The 20,743-nt window shown below is 61.1% G+C and carries 21 protein-coding genes and 1 pseudogene; 13 read left to right on the top strand and 9 right to left on the bottom strand.

Translation table 11 applies throughout. The features are described from left to right. The first annotated feature begins 2 nt into the window (after window positions 1-2). The gene (locus O1W68_RS00535; RefSeq protein WP_269300966.1) at window positions 3-830 is read left to right on the top strand and encodes a helix-turn-helix domain-containing protein; all 828 of its coding nucleotides are present in this window, start codon (window positions 3-5) and stop codon (window positions 828-830) included. Here O1W68_RS00535 and O1W68_RS00530 read toward each other — a convergent pair. Then, the gene (locus O1W68_RS00530) at window positions 783-1,385 is read right to left on the bottom strand and encodes a TetR/AcrR family transcriptional regulator (protein WP_269300965.1); all 603 of its coding nucleotides are present in this window, start codon (window positions 1,383-1,385) and stop codon (window positions 783-785) included. The genes O1W68_RS00535 and O1W68_RS00530 overlap by 48 nt on opposite strands. 236 nt (window positions 1,386-1,621) lie before the next feature. Between O1W68_RS00530 and O1W68_RS00525 the strand changes: the two genes are divergently transcribed. The 8 genes and pseudogenes from O1W68_RS00525 (at window position 1,622) to thiD (ending at window position 8,882) form a co-directional block, all read left to right on the top strand. Continuing rightward, the gene (locus O1W68_RS00525) at window positions 1,622-2,563 is read left to right on the top strand and encodes a metal-dependent hydrolase (RefSeq protein ID WP_269300964.1); all 942 of its coding nucleotides are present in this window, start codon (window positions 1,622-1,624) and stop codon (window positions 2,561-2,563) included. After that, a complete protein-coding gene (locus O1W68_RS00520) occupies window positions 2,563-3,726 on the top strand; it encodes a DUF7802 domain-containing protein (RefSeq protein ID WP_269300963.1) in 1,164 nt (387 codons plus the stop codon). The genes O1W68_RS00525 and O1W68_RS00520 overlap by 1 nt, the downstream gene beginning before the upstream one ends. A gap of 139 nt (window positions 3,727-3,865) precedes the next feature. Then, window positions 3,866-4,276, top strand: coding sequence for a (R)-mandelonitrile lyase (locus O1W68_RS00515; RefSeq protein ID WP_269300962.1), 411 nt, complete (start codon window positions 3,866-3,868; stop codon window positions 4,274-4,276). 29 nt (window positions 4,277-4,305) lie between these two features. Next, window positions 4,306-4,440, top strand: a pseudogene (locus tag O1W68_RS00510) (citrate/2-methylcitrate synthase); the annotation flags it as partial. 129 nt (window positions 4,441-4,569) lie between these two features. Next, window positions 4,570-5,955, top strand: coding sequence for a TrkH family potassium uptake protein (locus tag O1W68_RS00505; protein WP_269300961.1), 1,386 nt, complete (start codon window positions 4,570-4,572; stop codon window positions 5,953-5,955). A 16-nt stretch (window positions 5,956-5,971) separates the two neighbouring features. Next, complete coding sequence (locus tag O1W68_RS00500) at window positions 5,972-6,613, top strand: potassium channel family protein (protein WP_442972271.1); 642 nt, start codon at window positions 5,972-5,974, stop codon at window positions 6,611-6,613. Window positions 6,614-6,725: 112 nt separating this feature from the next. Beyond that, window positions 6,726-8,030 carry a DUF2254 domain-containing protein gene (locus O1W68_RS00495; protein ID WP_269300959.1) on the top strand — a complete coding sequence of 435 codons (1,305 nt, stop codon included), beginning with the start codon at window positions 6,726-6,728 and terminating at the stop codon, window positions 8,028-8,030. Window positions 8,031-8,090: 60 nt separating this feature from the next. Continuing rightward, window positions 8,091-8,882: a bifunctional hydroxymethylpyrimidine kinase/phosphomethylpyrimidine kinase gene (gene thiD, locus O1W68_RS00490; protein WP_269300958.1), complete on the top strand. Its 792-nt coding sequence runs from the start codon at window positions 8,091-8,093 to the stop codon at window positions 8,880-8,882. 5 nt (window positions 8,883-8,887) lie between these two features. Here thiD and O1W68_RS00485 read toward each other — a convergent pair whose 3' ends face one another. Both O1W68_RS00485 and O1W68_RS00480 read right to left on the bottom strand, forming a co-directional pair. Then, a complete protein-coding gene (locus O1W68_RS00485) occupies window positions 8,888-11,251 on the bottom strand; it encodes a transketolase-like TK C-terminal-containing protein (RefSeq protein ID WP_269300957.1) in 2,364 nt (787 codons plus the stop codon). Window positions 11,252-11,294: 43 nt separating this feature from the next. After that, window positions 11,295-11,438: a hypothetical protein gene (locus O1W68_RS00480; RefSeq protein WP_269300956.1), complete on the bottom strand. Its 144-nt coding sequence runs from the start codon at window positions 11,436-11,438 to the stop codon at window positions 11,295-11,297. A 208-nt stretch (window positions 11,439-11,646) separates the two neighbouring features. Between O1W68_RS00480 and O1W68_RS00475 the strand changes: the two genes are divergently transcribed. From O1W68_RS00475 to O1W68_RS00465, 3 genes are all read left to right on the top strand, one after another. Next, window positions 11,647-12,348, top strand: a complete 702-nt coding sequence (locus O1W68_RS00475; protein WP_269300955.1) for a GAF and ANTAR domain-containing protein — start codon at window positions 11,647-11,649, stop codon at window positions 12,346-12,348. Window positions 12,349-12,449: 101 nt separating this feature from the next. Beyond that, on the top strand, window positions 12,450-13,250 hold the full coding sequence (locus O1W68_RS00470; protein ID WP_269301740.1) for an alpha/beta fold hydrolase: 801 nt from the start codon (window positions 12,450-12,452) through the stop codon (window positions 13,248-13,250). Continuing rightward, complete coding sequence (locus O1W68_RS00465) at window positions 13,247-14,491, top strand: PP2C family protein-serine/threonine phosphatase (RefSeq protein ID WP_269300954.1); 1,245 nt, start codon at window positions 13,247-13,249, stop codon at window positions 14,489-14,491. The genes O1W68_RS00470 and O1W68_RS00465 overlap by 4 nt, the downstream gene beginning before the upstream one ends. On the opposite strand, the gene O1W68_RS00460 is transcribed toward O1W68_RS00465, so the two are convergent. From O1W68_RS00460 to O1W68_RS00435, 6 genes are all read right to left on the bottom strand, one after another. Continuing rightward, entirely contained in the window at window positions 14,443-14,814 is a 372-nt protein-coding gene (locus O1W68_RS00460) for an STAS domain-containing protein (RefSeq protein ID WP_269300952.1), read from the bottom strand. The two genes, O1W68_RS00465 and O1W68_RS00460, sit on opposite strands and share 49 nt — an antisense overlap. A gap of 120 nt (window positions 14,815-14,934) precedes the next feature. After that, window positions 14,935-16,137, bottom strand: a complete 1,203-nt coding sequence (locus O1W68_RS00455; RefSeq protein WP_269300951.1) for an NAD(P)/FAD-dependent oxidoreductase — start codon at window positions 16,135-16,137, stop codon at window positions 14,935-14,937. Beyond that, window positions 16,134-16,406 carry a DUF4235 domain-containing protein gene (locus tag O1W68_RS00450; RefSeq protein WP_186628993.1) on the bottom strand — a complete coding sequence of 91 codons (273 nt, stop codon included), beginning with the start codon at window positions 16,404-16,406 and terminating at the stop codon, window positions 16,134-16,136. Before O1W68_RS00450 ends, O1W68_RS00455 begins: the two co-directional genes overlap by 4 nt. Beyond that, window positions 16,403-16,684 carry a DUF3618 domain-containing protein gene (locus tag O1W68_RS00445; RefSeq protein ID WP_269300950.1) on the bottom strand — a complete coding sequence of 94 codons (282 nt, stop codon included), beginning with the start codon at window positions 16,682-16,684 and terminating at the stop codon, window positions 16,403-16,405. The genes O1W68_RS00450 and O1W68_RS00445 overlap by 4 nt, the downstream gene beginning before the upstream one ends. Next, window positions 16,681-18,213: a YhjD/YihY/BrkB family envelope integrity protein gene (locus tag O1W68_RS00440; protein WP_269300949.1), complete on the bottom strand. Its 1,533-nt coding sequence runs from the start codon at window positions 18,211-18,213 to the stop codon at window positions 16,681-16,683. Before O1W68_RS00440 ends, O1W68_RS00445 begins: the two co-directional genes overlap by 4 nt. A gap of 112 nt (window positions 18,214-18,325) precedes the next feature. Next, the gene (locus O1W68_RS00435) at window positions 18,326-19,279 is read right to left on the bottom strand and encodes a ferritin-like domain-containing protein (RefSeq protein WP_269300948.1); all 954 of its coding nucleotides are present in this window, start codon (window positions 19,277-19,279) and stop codon (window positions 18,326-18,328) included. A gap of 357 nt (window positions 19,280-19,636) precedes the next feature. Between O1W68_RS00435 and O1W68_RS00430 the strand changes: the two genes are divergently transcribed. Further along, a complete protein-coding gene (locus O1W68_RS00430; RefSeq protein ID WP_269300947.1) occupies window positions 19,637-20,734 on the top strand; it encodes a ferredoxin reductase in 1,098 nt (365 codons plus the stop codon). The last annotated feature ends 9 nt before the right edge of the window (window positions 20,735-20,743 follow it).

Genomic DNA, 20,743 nt, shown 5'->3' with positions numbered 1-20,743 from the left:
CGATGACGACCACTACCGCTCCGGTCACGTTCGGCGCTCTGCTGCGGCAGTGGCGATCTCATCGACGAGTGAGTCAGCTCGAACTGTCGAGTAAGGCCGAGGTGTCGACCCGACATCTGAGCTTCGTCGAAACCGGCCGATCCCAACCCAGCCGTGAGATGGTGCTGCGGATGTGTGTGCACCTCGATGTGCCTCTGCGCGAGCGCAACCGGCTTCTTCTCGCCGCTGGATTCGCGCCGGTGTATCCCGCGAACGACTTGGCCTCACCGCAGATGGAGCCGGCTCGTATCGCAGTGCGTGAGGTTCTCGAAGCACACTCGCCCTATCCCGCCGTGGCAGTCGACCGAACCTGGAACATCGTCGACGCGAATGCCGCGGTCGCTGTCCTCACTCAGGTCGTTTCGCCGGCCCTGCTGGCAGACCAACCGCTCAACGCGCTGCGGCTGACCCTGCACCCCGACGGCATGGCGCCGCACATCACCAATCTCGGCCAGTGGCGCGCCGCGGTACTAGCTGCGCTGCTGCGTAGTGCCCATGCCCGAGCTGACGCCGAGATGCTCGCATTGCACGACGAACTTCTCACTTACCCAGGGGGTGAATTGGATAGCGATCACGCGGTCACCGACCCAGGTGCCGTCTACGTGCCGTTGAAACTCCGTGTCGGAGATACCGATCTATCGTTTCTGGCGATCATCGCTACCTTCGGAACCGCATTGGACATCACTTTGTCCGAACTCGCCATCGAGTCGTTCTTTCCTGCAGACGCCGTCACCTCGGACTATCTACGCAGGTTCGACCGGCAAGACCACGGGACCCAGCCAGCGTTGTAGGTAGCGGCGCAGGTCTTGCTCGCTCCGGGGTGGGTTCCCCGGGGAGATGAAGAACGACTGCATGGTTCGAAGTTGATGTTCGACGAGTTCGCGGAGGGCCTGCTCGTCGTAACCGTGGTGTTCCCAGTCGACGTCGAAGCGTCTGATCATGGTCATCCCGAAGGCCATGGCCTCGTCGGAGGCGATGCCTTCGGTGTGTGAGTGCGCACCCGACAGCATGATCGCCAGGTGGGGGGTTCTGGGTACGTCGCCGAGTGCGAACATTACGGCTTCGACGACGGCTTCGGCCGGATCCTCGATGCCACGCACGTATTCGGTGAGGCGATCGAGGAAGGCGCCGACGGACGCTATGGCAGCGGCTCGGAAGAGTGCGTCGGCGCTGGGGAAGTACCGGTAGACAGTTTGCCGGATGACACCGAGAGACTCCGCGACGTCGGCGATGGTGACTTCGCCCTCCGTGCTGCCGATGAGTTCGACTGCAGTATCGACGATGCGCCGCGCGGCGTCTTCATCGCTCTCAGGTGGTGCCCCACCCCACCCGCGCCTGCGTGCCACTGTTGGTGTGTCCTCGTTTCGCCCGTCGGGTCGTCATCGTTCGTTGCCGGACCGAGAGTATCGCGAATGAGTACGGCACTGTGGCACCTCGCCACTCGTGCCGTAACCGGATTCAGTGGATTACACCAACCTCAACATACGTAGCGACACGGAGATGTATGTTCGTCGTAATAGAGGTCCCGGCTCTTCCGCTCGAAGGACCTCAGCCCTACGTCAGCAAGAGAGAGGTGTCGTACATGACCGACCTTCATCCCCGAAAGATGGATTTCGGATTCGAGGACGCGGACGTCCCATTCGTGTGGAACCCGGAGAACCCTGCGTGGTCGAGCATGTCGAACGCGGTGTCGTTCCTTGCGATCGGTTTCGAAAAGATGATCGTGAAAGCAATCCTCCAGTCCAAACCGTTGATGACCGACCCTGTGGTCGCGGAAGAGGCCATGGCGTTCATGCGTCAGGAAGGTCATCACTCGACCGCTCATCGACAGCACGTGAAGGCCCTGATCAGGCGGTATCCCGGACTGCAGAACACGCTCGATGCAGTACTCGGTGAGTACGACGTACTCACCGAGGCGACCTCGTTGAACTATCGACTCGCCTACACCGCGGACCTCGAGGCGACGTTCACCCCGGTGTTCAAGCTGATGCTCGACAACGAAGCCACCTTGTTCGCGCCGGGCGACGACCGTGTTGCATCACTGTTCCTGTGGCACTTCGTAGAGGAAGTCGAGCACCGCAGTTCTGCGCTCATCATCTTCGATGCCCTCGTGGGCAATGAGGGCTATCGCGTGCGGATGGCGCCGTCGATTTTCGCCCACGTGATGAAGGTGATTCGGATTGCCTGCGCGGGGTTCAACCAGCATGTTCCGCTCAAGGATCGGCAGGTCGACTCGTTGTCGATGTTCGCCGCCCACCGCGCGAAGCAGAAAGTGCTCACCCTCTTCGTTCCCTACCTGAGCAAGGGGACGATGCCGCGAGCTTTCGACGGCCTGCCCCTCAAAGAACAGCTCACTGCCCTCGCAGGGGCCGCCCGGAGCCAAATGCCCCGGCACAAGCCTGAACACGAGAAGCTCCCGGCGCTCGCAGACGAGTGGTTCAAACGCTACGACGAGGGTTACGACTGCACACGCTGGTACAGCGCAGCGTCGTCCGATCAGTCGGTCGCATCGGGGGCCAACTGATGGCAGGTTCATGTTCACCTACCTTCGATCAGCTCTCCACGGCGTTGGGATTTTCCTGCGGGGAAGCCGGTGGACTGTTCGAGCTTCGCAGTCCGTTCGGGTTGGAGAACTGGACTCTGCCGGTGCTCGAGATGATGATCGTGCTCGGGTCGGTGCTCGCGCTCGTCTACGCGATCGTGCGATTACGTCGTCACGGTGACCCCACCAATCTGGTCGTGTGGTTCGGCGCGACGGCCTTCCTGTTCATCATCGAACCGCCGCTGTATTTTCCGGCAGCGTTCGGGATCGAGGAACATGTCGACACGATGTTCGCGCACAACCTCTTCACCGTCGAATTCTTGTGGGGACGACTTCCGCTCTACATCGTCGCCATCTATCCGCTGATGGCGACGCTCGCTTTCGAAATCGTCCGGATGCTCGGGGTGTTCCGAAAATATGGCGTGATCCTCGGTGCTGTGTGTGTCGGATTCGTCCACCACGCGTTCTACGAGATCTTCGATCACCTCGGCCCCCAGTTGCGGTGGTGGGAATGGTCGACCGACAACCCGATCAACCAGCCCATGTTCGATGCCGTCCCGATACCGAGTGTCGTGGTGTTCGCCGCGCTGTGGCCGATGTCGCTGGCGCTGTGCGCGCAGTTCTTCGTCGGCCGTCACGTCGATCAGGGTCGACGCTTCACCGGTCTCGAATTGGTTTGGCGCACCGTGGTAGTCGGATTGCTGGCATCGGTCGGCACGTTCGTCCTGCCACTTCCAGCGACGGTTTTCGGGATGGGTAGCGATACCGTGCGAGGCATTCTTTACGCGGCCGAGCTTGTAATTCTGGCGCTCGTGGCGATCCCCATCCTCATTCGCCAGTGGCGTGCATTGAGGGTTGGGCAACCGCGCGAGCCGGTGTATTCGGACGGCTTCGTCCGTATCTACAGCCTCGTGTACCTCGGCGTTATGGCGGCACTGTGGGCGAGCGCGCTGCCGGACTACTTCGCCGCCGTCGACGGTGTCACTGCCAACGGCGATCCGATCGGCAACCTCTGGTACACGCTCGGATGCTTTGTCGTCGCAATAGCATGTGTTGCAGCAGTATTCACCATCCCAAGGACAAGCTCAGATGTTCCAAGCGCTGAATTGAACTCCGCAACTCAGCCGCATATCGACGCGAAGTAGGCCGTGCCCTGCGAAACCACCTATCACGTAGGACTCCCGCGGGCTTTCGATATGCGATTACATGGTGGGTGTACCCGATCGACGTGCCGTTCCCGGCGTCGGTCTCGATGTACTCACAGTTCACGGACGGAGATTCTCGATGAAAATCGTTCGCAGTTCGATCAAGACGGTCAAGGGCCCACAGGAATGGTTCACCGGTGATGTCTACATGGATGCGGTCGCGGCTGCTCCACCGCCGTCGCGGGTATCGGCCAATATGGTGCACTTCATGCCGGGCGCGCGTACTCATTGGCATCGGCACTCGCTCGGTCAGACCGTGTTCGTCACCGAGGGTGTCGGACTGTGCCAACGTCGCGGCGGCCCGGTAGAGGTGATCAGGCCAGGCGATCGTGTGCTGTTCGAGGCAGATGAGGAGCATTGGCACGGTGCGTCGCCGGATCGTCTGATGGTGCATCTGGCAATCAACGAGGGTGACGACATCCACGATGCAGTTCTTTGGCTGACCCCGGTCTCCGACGACGAATACCCAACGGCCGGTAGTGCCGAGTGATCTCGGATCGGCAGGCGAAGGGGAGACTTGTGTTCACACCGATTTTCGTGATGAGCCGCATCACGGGGTGGACTGCGCACATCATCGAACAAGGTGCGTCCAACGCACTGATCCGTCCGCTCAGCGAATACTCGGGAGTGCCGCAGCGCGCCGTCGTTGCCTGACCGTCGGCGGGGCAAGTGAAGGTCGACAACGTGGTTCGTAGCGCTGAGGACCGCGCATAGTGCGATCACCGGAGGTCGTTGGCCCTCGTTGTGATCGAGAGTGACCACGTCGTGGTTAGGCTCTAGTGCGTGACGACCTCCGCCGACGACCCCCCTGAGAAGCGTCGGTGGTTCTTAGACGCCGCGAAGTTGACTCCGGTTCGTTTCGTTTCTCTGGGATTTGCGGTTGCCATCGCGGTCGGGACGGGTCTTCTCAGCATCCCCTGGGCCAGCCAGCCAGGATCGAGCGCGAGTCCACTACAGGCATTGTTCACCGCGACGTCGGCGATGTGTCTTACCGGTCTCGTCGTGGTAGATACGCCGACCCAGTGGTCGGGTTTTGGGCAAGGCATCATTCTTGCGCTGATCCAGCTCGGCGGGCTCGGCATCATGACCATGGCCTCGTTGGTGGGGCTGATTCTCGCGGATCGAATCGGTCTGCGGAGTCGGCTCAACACGGCCGTGGAGTTGCGAGCAACGGGACTGACCGACATTCGCAGCGTCGTGACCGGAGTCGTCCGCACCAGTTTCGTCATCGAAGCCGTCATAGCATCAGGTCTCGCACTACGTTTCTGGTTGGGATACGACGAACCGCCGCTGCGAGCGGTGTGGCTGGGCGTTTTTCATTCGATCTCGGCGTTCAACAATGCTGGGTTCGTCCTCTTTCAGGGCAATATCATCGGCTTTGCCACCGACCCTTGGATTTGTATACCCCTGATAGTCGCCGTTGTGCTGGGCGGACTGGGCTTCCCGGTGCTCTTCGAGGTGATCCGGCAGATTTGTCGCCGCCCGTCAGAATTGCCGCGGCGTTGGTCCCTGCATTCTCGACTGACGCTGTCGGTGACCGGAGTGCTTCTGATCGTCGGACCCGCGCTGGTACTGGTACTCGAATGGTCTCGGACCCTCGCGACCTTCGGTGTCGCAGATAAAGTGCTGGTCGGTAGTTTCCAGGGAATCATGTCGAGATCCGCGGGCCTGAACAGCATCGACTGGGCGGAGGCCGACCAGGCAACGCTGCTCGTCACCGATGTGCTGATGTTCATCGGTGGGGGAAGCGGCGGCACGGCCGGCGGAATCAAAGTCACCACGTTCGCAGTGCTGTTGTTCGTCATCATCGCCGAAATCCGTGGAGATCGGACAGTGACGGTGTTCGACCGGCAGATCAATGCACGCGTGCAGCGGCAGGCCTTGACCGTCGCATTGTTCGGTATCGCACTTGTGGTGATTCCGACCGTGGTCCTCTTGGCAGGCACACCTTTCGGCCTCGACGAGCTGTTGTTCGAGGTCGTATCGGCTTCAGCGACTGTCGGACTGTCGACCGGGATCACCGGCCAGCTTCCACCTTGGGGGCAGTTGATCCTGATTCTGCTCATGTACGTCGGCCGAATCGGGTCGATCACCCTGGTCAGTGCACTTGCGGCGCGTGATCGTGGGCGCCGCTACACTCTCCCCGAAGAAAGGCCGTTCATTGGTTAAGAAACCTTCCTCCAACGTGGTCGTCGTCCTCGGGCTCGGCCGATTCGGCAATTCCCTTGCACTCGAGCTCATGTCGCAAGGTACCGAAGTTCTCGGCATCGACTCCGACGAAACGCTCGTACAACGTATGTCGGATCGCCTGACTCACGCAGCCGTTGCCGACACCACCGACGAGGAGGCACTACGGCAGCTCTCGGTGCACGAGTTCGACCGCGCGGTGGTGGCCATCGGTTCGAAACTGGAAGCGAGTCTGCTCACCGCCTCGGCCCTGATCAATCTGTCGGTCACCAACATCTGGGCCAAAGCCACCAGCAATGCGCACGCAAAGATCTTGACGCAGATCGGTGTCCACCATGTGGTGCGACCCGAACACGACATGGGCAAGCGGGTAGCGCACCTCGTTCGTGGACGAATGATGGACTACATCGAGTTCGACGACGAATTTGCCATGGCCAAGACGTCGCCACCGAAATTCGTCATCGGAATTCAGTTGGGTGACAGTGCTGTTCGTACCAAACATAAGGTAACAGTGGTGGCGATCAAACGGTCTGGCGAAGGTTTCACCTACGCTGCCGCTGACACGATCGTCACCGCGGGGGATACCATCATCGTCTCGGGAAAGGTCCGCGACATCGAACGATTCAGTGAATTGCTCTGAAAGTGTGCCGACATACGGTGGACGGGTCCAGGCGGCCGTGTCAAGGATCGAAATCATGAGAATCGAAGGAGTTGCGAGTGCGCCTCTCTAGCTTTTCCGGTGTAAGTCCGTGGTGAGCGCTCTGCGTGTCCGGCTCCTCCGGGCGCGTGAATCGTTCTGGTTTCTTCCCGCGCTTCTCGGTATCGTGGCCATTGTTCTGGCACAGCTTCTGATCACACTCGACCGCCGTCTCGACGGTAAAGACTTCGGCGCGTGGGGTTTTCTGCTCTATCGGGTCGGAGCGAGCGGAAGCCGTGACATCCTCGGTGCCATCGGTGGTTCGATGCTGGCGGTGGCTGCAACGTCATTTTCTATTACGATCTCGGTCCTTGCGACCGCAAGCTCCACCTATGGTCCGCGGCTCGTGCGAAATTTCATGTCGGACCGAGGGAATCAGTTCGTACTCGGAATTTTCGGAGCGACGTTCCTCTACGCGTTGATGGTGCTGCGTTCGATCCGTTCCGAGTCGAACGACGGGATCTCCTTCGTTCCCGACATTGCCGTCAATGTCGCAGTCCTACTGGCAGTACTCGACGTCGCGGTATTGGTGTATTTCATTCACCACATTGCGAATTCGATCCAGGTCTCGACTCTTTCCGCTCGGGTTCGCGGTGAGTTGGTCGCGGTGGTCGATTCGTTGTATCCGCAGACCTTGCCCGAGGACGCGGTCGCCGCACGTTCTCTGCCTGAACCTTCGGTGAATGTGCTGGCGCAGTCCTCGGGTTTTGTCGTCGGTGTCGACGAACAGGCATTGCTCTCAGCAGCCTGCAACGGTGATTGCATCATCGAACTGCGGATCGGACCGGGAGACCACCTGATCGCGGGCGAGCCTATCGCTGTGATGAGTCGTGGTACGGATTCGGATACCGAAGATGCGGTCAGGGCAGCAGTGAACCTGGGGGACACCCGTACCCCGAATCAAGACATCCAGTTCGCGGTACAACAGTTGACAGAGATGGCCGTGCGGGCAATGTCACCGAGCACCAACGACCCTTACACTGCCCGAAACGCGCTCGCCGAACTCGCCGTGGGACTGGTTCCGCTCAGCACGCGGCCGACACCCCTGCTCGGACGCGTCGATGGCGCGGGGAACTATCGAGCTACCGTGACTCGTGCGACAGCGACGGATCTGATCGACCAAGTCTTCGACGCCATGCGCCACTACGGTCTCGGTAATCCGCTTGCAGTGATTGCAGCCGCGGAGTTGGGTCAGCGCATCGGGACTGCCGCAGTGCATTCCGACATCCGCGAAACGGTTCTGCGTCAGTTGGCGGCTCTGAACCGAGCCTACGGAGACAGTGACAGCGACCCGATCGACATCGAAGCCGGTAGAGCGCGCATCGTCGCGGCAACCACCGCGATCACCGCCCAGCGTTGATCACTTCCGGTAGAAGCAAATACGCTGGTGAAAAATTTGGACACGAGAAGAAGGAAGTACATGCCGACACGTGCATTTGTCATCGCAGGGTCCGAAGCCACGGGTGGCGCCGGGCTGCAGGCCGATCTGAAAACCTTCGAAAAGCTCGGTGTCTACGGCGTCGGCACCATTACCTGCATCGTGTCGTTCGATCCTGCTTCGGGTTGGGGGCATCGATTCGTTCCGATCGAAGGCTCGGTCATTGCCGACCAGATCGAAGCAGCAACTTCCGCACACAACCTCGATGTCGTAAAAATTGGCATGCTCGGCACGCCGGAGACCGTTGCCACCGTGGCAAAGTCGCTGGGTGGACAGGCTTGGCGTCACGTCGTCGTCGATCCGGTTCTGATCTGCAAGGGTCAAGAACCGGGTGCTGCCCTGGACACGGACACCGCGTTGCGGACGGACATACTGCCGCTGGCCACTGTCGTAACCCCTAACCTGTTCGAAGCCCGAACGCTCGCCGGGATGGACGCTATCGAGACTGCCGAAGACCTGGCCGAGGCGGCAAAGAGAATTGCCGACCTAGGGCCTCGGTATGTTGTCGTCAAAGGTGGCACAGGCCTGCCCGGTGACGACGCGGTGGACGTGCTCTACGACGGGCAGGACATCACCTTCTTTCGGGCGCCGAAGATCGGGAACGAGCGGGTATCCGGTGCGGGCTGCGTCTTCGCGGCCGCCATCACAGCGGAGCTCGCCAAAGGCGCGAGTGTTCTCGAAGCAGTGTCCACGGCCAAGGATTTCGCGCATGCGGGCATCGTCGGTCGGATCACGACGAATGCTCCGTTCGCCGCTGTCGGGTGGCATGACTGAGTAGTTCAGTGCCCGGTGAGATCGAGGGCAGCGTCGACAATGGAATCGGTGTCGATGTGGTGATATTTGTAGACTTCGTCGAGTGAACCGGCCTGCCCGAAGTTGCTCACTCCCAACGATGTCGACGCGACACGATTGACGGTCGCCAGGAATGCCAGCGAATGGGGATGCCCGTCGAGGACCGTCACCATCGGGGTGGCTCGTTCCGCAGGAAGTAGTCGATCGAGGATCCACGATTCGCCCGTGCTGTGCCCTTGTCTGGCTCGGAGGGCTCGGTAGAGTTGGCCCGGGCTGGTGATGCACAGTACGTCCGCGAATACTCCCATCTGTTCGAGCCGTTCGGCCGCGGCCAGAGCTTCGGTCATCAGCGCACCCATCGCGGCGATCGTGACTGTTGCCTTCTCATTGCGGGTCAACGCATAACCGCCTGCAATGACTTGGCGTCGACGACGGTCGCGCGCTGCAGGGTCTGTAGGGACGTCGGCGAGGGTTTGATCGACCGGGCGTGTCGAAAGGCGCAGATAGGCCGAGGTGCCGTCAGGACGGCCGAGGAGCGAGATGCTGGCGAGCAGAGTCCACTCGACGTCGATGGCGAATGCCGGCTCGTAGCTGATACATCCGGGTTGTTCCAGGCCAATCGAAGGTGTCTTGATCGATTGATGTGCACCGCCCTCCGCGGCAAGGGTGACGCCGGACGGGGTGCCGATGAGAATGGACTGCCCGCCGGCGTAGATTCCGAACGACCACGGCTCGAGAGCTCTCTCGACGAACGGGTCGTACATGACGCCGATGGGGAACAGCGGTTGTCCCCATCGACTCCAGGTGGAACCGAGTTCGCCCATCAGCCCGACCACATTCGTTTCGGCGATGCCCAGTTCCATGTGCTGTCCGGTCGGCTTTTCGCGCCAGTGCACGATCGTTTCGGAATCGTCGTCGAACCAGTCGCGACGTTCGGCGGAGGACCAGACGCCGACTTTGTTGACCCAAGCGCCGAGGTTGGTGGTTGAGCTGACGTCGGGGCTGACGGTGACGATGCGTTCAGCGGCCTCCGGTGCTTCACGGGTGAGATCGATCAACACTCGGCCCAGCGCAGCTTGGGTGGTTGCAGTTCCCTTCGGCGTTCGTCCGATATCTGTCGGTATGACGGGATGCTGCGCTACGGGGATTTCGCCTCTGCGTAGGCGGTGCGCAGTGTCGCTACAGATGCGCCCGGCCGGGCTGTCGGCCGAGAATTTTGCCCACGGGTGGGTGGGATCCGTGTCGAGCGAGACGGCAAGAGTGTTGTATTCCTCGATGGTGAGCAGTGACGAGTGATTCTGCGGGTGGCCCTGAGTCGGTAGACCGAACCCCTTGACGGTGTACGCAATGATCACGGTCGGGCGGGCGTCGTCTATGCGGGAGTACGCCTCGCGCAGCGCAGCGAGATCGTGACCGCCGAGGTTGCGGATGGACTCGGTCAACGTGGTGTCATCGAGAGATGCGACGAGTTCGGCAATGTCTGCGGCCCCAGGTCCGTCGCCGGGTAAGCGAACTCGCACTTGGTCTGCAGTGCAGCGCAGGAGGCGTTGATATTCGGGGTTCGGCATGTCGAGGATGCGCTCGCGTAGTGCACTTCCGCCGGCGCGGGTGAAAAGCTCTTCGAGGAGGTGGCCGAACTCGACGGTGACGACCTGCCACCCTGCAGCGTCGAACATCTTCTCGAGGCGGCGGGCGGCGATGTTGGGCACGACGCGATCGAGTGATTGCCTGTTGAGATCGACGATCCATACGATCTCGCCGAGGTCGGCGGTACCTGGATCGAGGATGGCCTCCCACACTGCGCCTTCGTCGAGTTCGGCGTCTCCGACCAACGAGTACTGACGTCCGCTGAACCCTTTGGCCGTTCCGCTGGCGCCACTCCTGTCCGCGCCACCGAAGCTGGTCTCGATGTAGCGGCGCGACATCGCGCCCCATATCGGTGCAGTCGCGCCGATGCCGACAGACCCGGTTGAGTAGTCGACAGGATCAGGATCTTTCGAGCGCGACGGGTAGGACTGCAATCCTCCGAATGTCCGAAGCGTCGTCAGGTACTTTTCGTCCAATTCCCCCAGTAGGTAATTTATTGCATGCAGGACCGGGGATGCATGCGGTTTGACCGACACACGGTCGCCTGATTCGAGTTGCTCGAACCACAGTGACGTCATGATCGACACCATCGATGCGCAGGATGCTTGGTGGCCACCAACTTTGAGGCCGGTTGGATTGGGGCGGACTCGGTTGGCGTGGTGGATGATCGAGGTGGACAGCCACAGCACTTGCTCCGCGATGTCGTGTAGCGCGTCGTGGGTGACCGGCGGTGAGTTCTTCTCTCCGGCAGCGATGCTTGTCATCGCGTTGCTCACCTCCTTCGGGTCGCGCTACGGCAAGCAGACATCACTCTTCGTCGGTATCTTCCTCTGGTTCGAACGAGGACTCGGAAGAGTGTCCGACTGCTATTCCATCTTCGGTATTCGGAATCGTGTTGTCCTTGCCGAGATTGTCGGCTGTCGAGCTGGATTCGGTTTGGTTCTTACTCATGGTCTGTCCCTTTCGGTAGGCATTTCACGTGTAGGTAGCCAGAATGGTCCGTAACCAAACTACGACCACCCAGGCGCCTTCGCTTGACGGGCGAAGAGCACCCTTCTGTCACGTGCAATCGCCGAGTCGACCGGATCGGCGTCGAGAACGAAGTAGGGTCGGGAAAAGATTGGCGGGTCAGAGCACGTTCAGGCGATGGGTGGGGACGATGAGTTTGAAGTCACCTGATCGGCGGGCGCTCGACGGAGCGCTGAGTCGAGGGATGTCGGAAATGGCGCGTGTTCTTCAGCAGAACTACGCGAGTATCGAAGACACACTGGTCTCGATCACCACTATGGCGGTCGGGATGGTCCCAGGTACCGATCACGCCGGAATAACGTTGGTCATCGGACGCAGCACGGTCGAGTCGAGGGCCGCGACAGGTGAGTTACCGCGTCGACTCGACTCTCTACAACAGCAATGTGGGCAGGGGCCATGCCTGGACGCAGTCTGGGAGCAGCGGACGGTTCACGTCGAAGACATGAGATCGGAACAGCGTTGGCCGCAGTTTGCCTCTGCGGCATGGGAAATGGGTGTGGGTTCGATGCTGGCATTCCAGCTCTACACCGGGCGAGACAATTTGGGAGCCCTCAATCTGTACTCCGAGAGGGCCAACGGGTTCGATTCTGCAAGCGAGGAACTCGGCTTGTTGTTGGCCACGCAAGCTGCCGTTGCACTGATCGCTGCTCAACACGAGGATCAGATGCAGTCCGCGCTGGCCTCGCGTGACCTCATCGGCCAGGCAAAGGGCATGATCATGGAAAGATACGGCATCGACGCGGTCCAGGCGTTCGATCTACTCAGCAGGCTCTCGCAGGACTGGAATATCAGCGTCGCCGAACTGGCGGGCCGAGTGACGCAGCGGCGGTGAACGTCGAGATTGCGCGGTCGATTTTAGGCGGTGACCGCCGTGTTTCGTTCGAGAACCAGGGTGCGCTCGATGGCTGTGCGGCCCAGTGTCAGAATGTGCTGGTGAACGTGCGCGCGAAGAACAATGTGAGGATCGTCGGAGCTGCCGACGGTCCGGTAGTGATGCTCTCGCACGGTTTCGGTTGCGATCAAAATTTGTGGGGTTCGGTCACCGATCGCCTAGTGGATTCCTTCAAGGTAGTTCTGTTCGATCACGTGGGTGCCGGCGGATCGAACCAGGACGCATGGGACGCCGCCAAGTACGCTGACCTCGAACAGTATGCCCGCGACGTACTCGACATCGTCGAGGAACTCGATCTACGCGATGTCGTGTTCGTAGGTCACTCGGTCGCATCGATGATCGGGGTCCTGGCTGTGGCCGAGGCGCCCGAACGATTCTCGAAGTTGGTTTTGTTGACGCCGTCGCCTTGCTATATCGACGATGGCGATTACCGAGGTGGGTTCACCAGAACCGACATCGACGAGTTGCTCGATTCGCTCGACAGCAACTATCTGGGTTGGTCAGCGGTCATGGCTCCGACCATCATGGGTACACCGGATCGACCCGAACTCGGGGAGCAGTTGACCGATAGTTTCTGCCGAACGGACCCGGCGGCTGCCAAAGTGTTCGCGATAGCGACGTTTCTTTCGGACAATCGCGCCGACCTGAAGCGCGTAACCGTGCCGACTCTCGTGGTCGACTGTGCGCGCGACACGCTCGCCCCGGCTGAGGTCGGCCGATACGTGCACGAGAACATCGCCGGCAGCACGTTGCAGACACTCGACGTCAGCGGACACTGCCCGCAAGTCAGTGCCCCCGAACTGACGGCCACCGCAATAGCCGCGTTCGCGGCGCGGTCGTGAGCGCGTCGAAGGAACCCTCTACCAGCGACGCCCTCGAAGAAAACCTGCTCGATCTGTACGAGAACGCGCCGTGCGGGTACCTCTCATTGTGGCCGGACGGCACCATCGCGAAGCTGAATTCGACAATCGCTACCTGGCTGGGCCATAAACAGGACTCGATGATCGGGACGTCGTTCACCCGACTGCTCACTGCGGGCGGTCGCATTCACTACGAGACTCATTTCGCGCCGATTCTGCACGTTAACGGTCACATCGACGGCGTCACAGTAGATCTCGTCACCGCGGACGGCGACCGGTTGCCGGTGTTCTTGACCGCGAACGTCAAGACCGACGAGTCCGGTGAACCAGTGTTGATTCGGATCACTGCTCTCGACGCGCGCCATCGGCGGGCTTACGAACGTGAATTGCTCCAGGCCCGTAAGCGTGCAGACGACAGTCGAGCACGAGTCGAACTGTTGGCTAAGACCTTACAGCGCTCGCTACTGCCGTCCTCGCTGTCTCCGCCTGCGGGATTGGACGCGCAGGCCTCCTACCACTACGCGTCGACGGAGGACGTAGGTGGCGACTTCTACGACCTCTTCCCGCTCGCGACCGGCCAATGGGGGTTCTTTCTCGGTGACGTCTGCGGAAAAGGTGCGAGCGCGGCGGCGGTGACGTCGTTGACGAGATACACACTCCGCGCGGCTGCGGTGTACGACAGGGACCCAATTGCAGTGTTGCACAATCTCGATACCGTGCTGGAGCAGGAGTTCCACGCAACCGAACCACAGTTCTGCACCGTGATTTTCGGCGTTCTGACGATCGCCGACGGCGGGTTCGAGGTGGAGTTGGCCGGCGGCGGGCATCCTCCGGCGCTCCTTCTCCGAGCCGATGGCAGTGCACGTTACGTGGAGACGACAGGTGGCCAGTTGGTCGGCATACTTCCCGATGCCAGGTTCGTCTCGACGCGACTGTCACTGCGGCCGGGAGACACTCTCGTGCTCTACACTGATGGATTGACAGAAGCGCGTGTCGGGCCCGGCCGTGAACGTTACGACGACACCGGAGCACTACTCGACTTCGCGCGGTCACATTCTCCGACTACTGCCGACGCGATCATCGATGACATCCGCGCACTCCTGGACAGCTTCGGGTCGGGCCTCGAGGACGACGCCGCTGTACTGGCGCTCGGTGTGCCCGCCGGACCCGATCCTCAGCTCGGTGAGTCGAGTGCCGCGAGCGCAGTCGGCAGGTCTTCGTAGAGAGAGAAGACCTGATCCAAGCCCATCAGCCGGATCGGACGACTGGTGGCAGGACCGTCGGCAACCACGGCGAACTGTAATGTGTCGCCGAACTTGTTCTGAGCGACAGTGAGCACGGTCATCGCGGCCGAGGCCACGAATGTCACCTTGGCCAAATCCACCACCAGGGCGGCGGGCGCCGTGAGTGCACCTTTGGAGATCGCTGAGTCGAGCGCAGGCGCGGTCCGCATATCCAGCTCACCGGACACGGTGAGCACGAGCGTCGACCTGTCCAGATGAATCGCAATATCGAATTGCGCTGCCTGTGTCTCGTCGACCGGCATGGGCACTCCTCGCTCAGAAGCGGTCCGAATGTGAACGCTTACCGGTCGATTAAACCAGGCCCTCGTTGCTGACCGGACGGACATCGAGAGCTGAGTGATTGCCCCGGCCCTCGATCGCCGTCAGAGGCGCCCTTTCAAGATCGAATTCCAGTAGACCCGAGGTAGCACGTATCGATCGAACGCCCACGCGCTGCGACGGGGAGTGAGCGGATCGAGAAACGACGGAAGTGATGAGGACACCGCACCCGTTCGGTCGAATTCTCCCGCTATGAGTCGATGTGCGTCGACCGTCACCGGGGCGACGGTGTACCCGTCGTAGGAAGACAGTTCGGTGCCGGCGCGAGCGGCCAGCATGTTGTCCACCAGTATCGAAACCTGTTGGCGTAAAGCGCCGCCAGAAGGATCTGTGTGTACGGCCGCACCGTCTCCGACTGCCCACACGCTCGGGTGCGTGCGATGCGCGAAGGTCAGCGGATCGATGTCGACCAATCCATGTTCGTGGTCGCCGGCCAGATCCGAGGATTGCAACCACAGTGGGCCTCGGAAGGGCGGCACCAGGTGAAGGAAGTCGTACTGCAGTTGCTCGGCGTTACCGTCGACATCTGTCACCGTGATTCGGCGTTCTTCCGGCTCCAGCGACGTGACCGCCGTACCGGTCAGTATCCGGACGCCGAGTTCCCGCAAGCGGCTCAGCAGCCGAGCATCCAGTTCTGGAACCCCGAGGAGACGGGGGTGGTCGATGACGAGAGTGATCTCGATACTGTCCAACCGGCCGGTCCGTTGCCAGTGAGCGACCGCGAGGAACAAGGGTTTGAGCGTCGTACCGGTACAACTGACAGGAGCCCTGGGCACGGTAAATACTGCGTGACCGGAACTGGGCATCGTTTCTACCAGCGCCCAGGTCTTCTCAGCACGGTCGAGGTAGTTGCTGGCCACCGCAGGCGAGTCGAGCGCGGTGTAGATGCCCGGTAACGCGTCGACATCCGGAACTAGACCGGGGCCCAGCACCAGGTCGCGGTATCGGTAGCGTCTCCCCGATGCGCACGTCACGGTGCGCTCCGCAGCGTCGACGACGGTGACCGAGTCCTCGATCCAGGTGCATCCGTGCGGCGTCACCGATCTTTGGGTGCGTTGCGCGCTGTTCAGCGAAGCCTGGCCGCCACCGACGTAGGACAACAGCGGTCGGTAGGTGTGAACTTGCTGGGGTTCGATCACCGCGACGGAATTGATTCCTTTACGGATGAGGCGTGCGGCAGCGCTGACACCGGCGTTTCCACCGCCGACGATCACAACGTCGAAGAAGGTAGCGGTGTGGTCCTTCACGTGGGGTCTTCGTGTGCCAAAGCGCGATAACCATGGGCGCCTGCGCGATCGATTGCAGCTTTCACCAGCCCGAATACGGCTCCATGCACTGCTGCGGCGATTAACACCTCCCGTGCGGAGCGTCCGAGATCCTTCGGGTCCGGGGCTTTGTCGTCGTCGTCCCCGATACGCTTCCACACCTGTTTGAACACCATTCCGGCTACTACTCCGCCGAGCACGCTCATTGCCAACGACAGCGGCTTGTACATCGTCTTCGATACCGTGCTCATCGGAGGACCCCTCGTCTCGACTTGCGTCGCCGGACGACGACGTATGCAATCACTGCACCGACCGCAGCCGCCGCCAGAGCAGCGACGATTCCCGGATTCGATTCGGCAGTGATCTTGGCCTTCTCGACGCCTGCCGACGCGCTGTCGTGCACGCGGGCCGGGACGTCGGCCTTCGCTGCGAGCGCTGCGACGGTTTCGGAAAGTTCGGCACGTAGCTCGTCGACGTTGGGCGTCTGCTCGTGCAAAGGCTGGGCTTCGTTGGAGTGTTTTCCGGTCATCGGATGCCTTCCTTGATTGCGGTGATGTCCTTGTCGACGCTGGCGACAGTGTTTTGGGGAACGGGAGGGAGCGCGTTCTTCGCACGCTTGGCCCCGACGAGCGCAAGAATTCCGCCGACAACGGTTACCGCCGCCGCGATGATCAACGCGGCGAGCCATGGGTCCAGCACGGTCGCCAGACCGAGAACAGCCGTGGCGATGAAGGTGGCGAGCCCGAAGAACAGTAGTAGCGCGCCGGCGCCGGAAATCCCGATTCCGATTCCCAGGCGGGTGCCTTTGGTTTTCACCTCGTCCAGACCGGCCGAGATTTCGGTGCGTACCAGGGTCGAGACTTGCTGGGTGAGCCGTTCGACGAGTTGGACGGTGGAGAGATCTGCAACCTCGCTCCTGCTTGCGTGCCGTATGTCGTCCGGTCGAGTATCGGGTCGGTCTGTCACGGTAGTTCCTTCCGTGCCGGTTCGAGAGTCGGCTTCCTCTGACTGATCGGGATTGTGTTGGGTGCGTAACAGGCGGCCTTGTTCGACGGCTTCAGCATCCTTTTGCTCGTTCTTGTCCGAGACCCGCGTATCGCGTGGCGGCAATTGGAGCTGGTCCTCGGCGACGATCCCTGCCTGTAGCTGACGGCCTCGTTCCAACTCGGAATCGAGTTCTGCTCCGAACAACAACGCCAGGTTGGTAATCCACAGCCACAGCAGAAATATGATTGCACCGGCGAGCGACCCGTACGTCTTGTTGTAACTGCTGAAGTTGGCGACGTAGAAACCGAAACCAGCCGATGCGAGAATCCACGCGACGATGCCGATTGCAGCGCCTGCGCTGATCCAGCGAAATTTCGGCTGTTGGACATTGGGTGTTGCGTAGTAGAGAACGGCTACAGCGAGAACGACCAGTATGAGGACGACCGGGAAACGGGCGATGTTCCAAACTGTCAACGCGGTTTCACCGAGGCCCACCGTTTCGCCAACCGCTCTGGCGACCGGGCCGCTCAAAGCCAACATAGCTGCCGCGCATGCCAGCAGGGCGAGGGCAACCAACGTCACCACCAGCATTATCGGACGCAGCTTCCAGACAGGTCGACCTTCGTCGACCTCGTACATCCGATTCATCGCTCGGCCGAATGCACCCACATAGCCTGACGCCGACCACAGTGCGCCCAATAGCCCGGTGATCAAAGCGAACCCAGCCGCCGGAGCTTGAACCAGCTGCTCTATCGGTCCGCGCAACGTATCCACCGCAGAGGCCGGACCGAGATCGCCGACGACCTGAAGGACGCCGTCGACGGTCGCTTGGCCCTGCCCGAACACTCCCAGCAGCGACACGACGGCAAGCATCGCCGGGAACAGTGACAGCACAGCGTAATAGGTGAGAGCCGCGGCGAGATCGGTACATTGATCGCGCGAAAACTCTCTGGCGGTCTTGCGGACGATAAACAGCCAGGAGGGTTTGGTCAGCTCAGTGGGTAACTCCGGCTTTCGAGGGTCGTCGGGGTCGGCGTCGACCGGGGCTGGTGAATCTTTACGTACGTGCACAGTCCGGACATACCCACCCGTCGATTCCGGAAACCGTGGCGACTCACCGATAAAAGAAGCCGGCCCGAGCTGATCAGCTCGGGCCGGTTTCCATTGTTCGAAACTTCATCGATCAGGGCGTCGAGACAACTTCCTTGGCGATCGCAGCCAGTCTTGTCTGGGCCGCGGATACGACCCCATGGCGATTCTTGTGCGCTTCTTCGAAGGCGAGCACGACGCGAATGTCCGAAGGATCAACCAATTCCTTGATTGCAGATACGGATTCGGAAACATTCAAGTCTTCGTAACCATCGATGGGAAGCTCCTCGGGCTCGAGGATGCCACCGGCTGCACGTGCGGCGTGGATAGCGTCGGCTACTCCGTCGGCGCCCTCGTCGCGAGTCACACCCTCGGCAGCTTCCAGGGCAGCGTCGCGGCCGGCGGCGAGAGCCTTCGCTGCAACATCGCCTGCGTGGGCCCCTCTGCCGAGTAGCTCGCCCAAACGGTCGGGTGTTCCGCGGGCCGCGTCGAGTGCTCGATCGAGACTGCGGGCGGACCATGTCGCGGGCGCATTGACCAACTTGACGGCGCCGCCTGCTGCGGCCTGCAGCGGTGACCGGCGCAGTGCTGCGGGGCCGCCCAGTGCGTCTTCGGCGAGGACGGTTTCGAGCCATTCGACAGTGGCGCTGTGTGCGGTGATCAAACGATCGGCCAGGTCGACCACCTTCGCCTCGTGAGCTGCTGTTGCGAGAGCCTTGATGTACTTTGCACGGCCGAGCAGCTGTTGTTCGAGGGCAAGATCGCCGAGAAGTGCTTCGTCGAAGGGTTGGGCCTGCTCGCCGAGGGTCTTGAACAGTGCGAGGGTGCGTCCGAGCAGTGGCCCGACGACATCAGGAAGGCCACCGAGGTCACGGAGTGCAGATTCGATCGCGTCGGCGCGGTCACGGCCGTTCGACGCATTCTGTTCGAGCTCTGTGCGGACTGCTTCGGTGCGAGCTTGAGCAGTGCGAGTTTGGGCTGTCTGGATTTCGGTGTTCGTCAGTTGGAGAACGGCCCGCAACTGTGCGAGCAGGGTGGATGTAGCCATCGTGCGCTCCTTTTCGAGTTGTGTGGGTCTCTCGTTTCTGGTGTGCCCCCCACGTAGTCAATGGCACTGCTTAGTGCGTTACCCGTCGATATCGGCGACAAACACCGACCGAGTGAGGGTGATGCGCATCACTTGGCGCTCTCGGGTCGGCTCACTCGAAGATGAACTCGCCCGAGTGTCGTCGGAATGTCCTTTTCGAAGTTGATGCCCGGGGTGGTCGTCGCCTGGGTGGAGGGTGGTTGGATCTCTGTATTCCACTGCACTGCAATGAAATACAGACCAATCTGCGACGCGGCCCGGTTCGGTTGATTCGCGAATCCAGCACAAACATGCGTGACCGGGGTTAACGTGTACATCGTGGCAGAGCGCGGGGCGAGACCCCAGGTTTCGATAGTTCGCAGGACGATGCTGAGAGCCGTCCGATTGTTGTTCAATCCGTTGAGGCCAGATGACTATCTTTCGATGATCAATCCGCTCTGGACTACTCGTGAGCTGCGCGGCAAGGTCGAGCGAGTCTCGCCGGAGGGGTCGGAGGCAGTGTCGGTCTACATCCGGCCAGGCTTCGAATGGGCAGGCCACACCCCGGGGCAATATGTGCGCCTCGGAGTGCTCATCGACGGCCGGTACCACTGGCGAGCGTATTCGCTGACCTCGGATCCCGACCCGGTCGACGGCCTGGTGAGCGTCAGTCCCAAGCTGGTCCCGGAAGGCACGGTGTCGCCCTACCTGGTCGGCACCATCAGGGCCGGCGACATAGTCCGGCTCAGCGAGGTCGAAGGGGAGTTCACGCTTCCCGATCCGATACCGGTGAAGATGGTGTTCATCAGTGCGGGGAGTGGTATCACACCGATCATCAGCATGCTTCGAAGTCTGGACCACCACGACCACATGAAAGACATCGTCGTAGTCCACTCGGTTCACAGCCGTGAGCAGTTGATGTTCGCCGACACCCTCGCCGAACTGGAAGCGAAGCATCCTGGTTTTCGTTTCGAACTGCGCATCACCAGCGACGAAGGTCGAATGAAAGCCACCGAGCTCGACAAGCTCGTTCCGGACTGGCGTGAGCGTGAGGCGTTCTGTTCCGGTCCGGGGGAGCATCTGGACGACCTGCGGTCCTACTGGAAGGACGAGGGCGACTACGAGCGGTTCCATCATGAAAGCTTTCAGCCAGTGATCGGTGGCAATGCAGACGACGGCGAGGGCGGCACTATCCGGTTCGTCAACAGTGACAAGGACGTGGAGTGCGACGGCGGAACGACGATATTGGTGGCCGGTGAAGACGCAGGTCTCGACCTGACATTCGGATGTCGCATCGGGATCTGCCACACCTGTATCGGAACGCTGAGGTCCGGGCGTTTACGTGACTTGCGCAACGGGGATGTATCGGAACCAACGGGACAAGCCGTGCGAATTTGTGTGAACACGGCCGAGGGCGACATCGAAATCGAGCTATGAGATCTCCGG

Origin of the sequence: Rhodococcus sp. H36-A4 (assembly GCF_027158005.1) — a bacterium.
In the GTDB taxonomy this organism is placed as follows: domain Bacteria; phylum Actinomycetota; class Actinomycetes; order Mycobacteriales; family Mycobacteriaceae; genus Rhodococcoides.
This window is presented reverse-complemented; position numbering and strand designations above follow the sequence as displayed.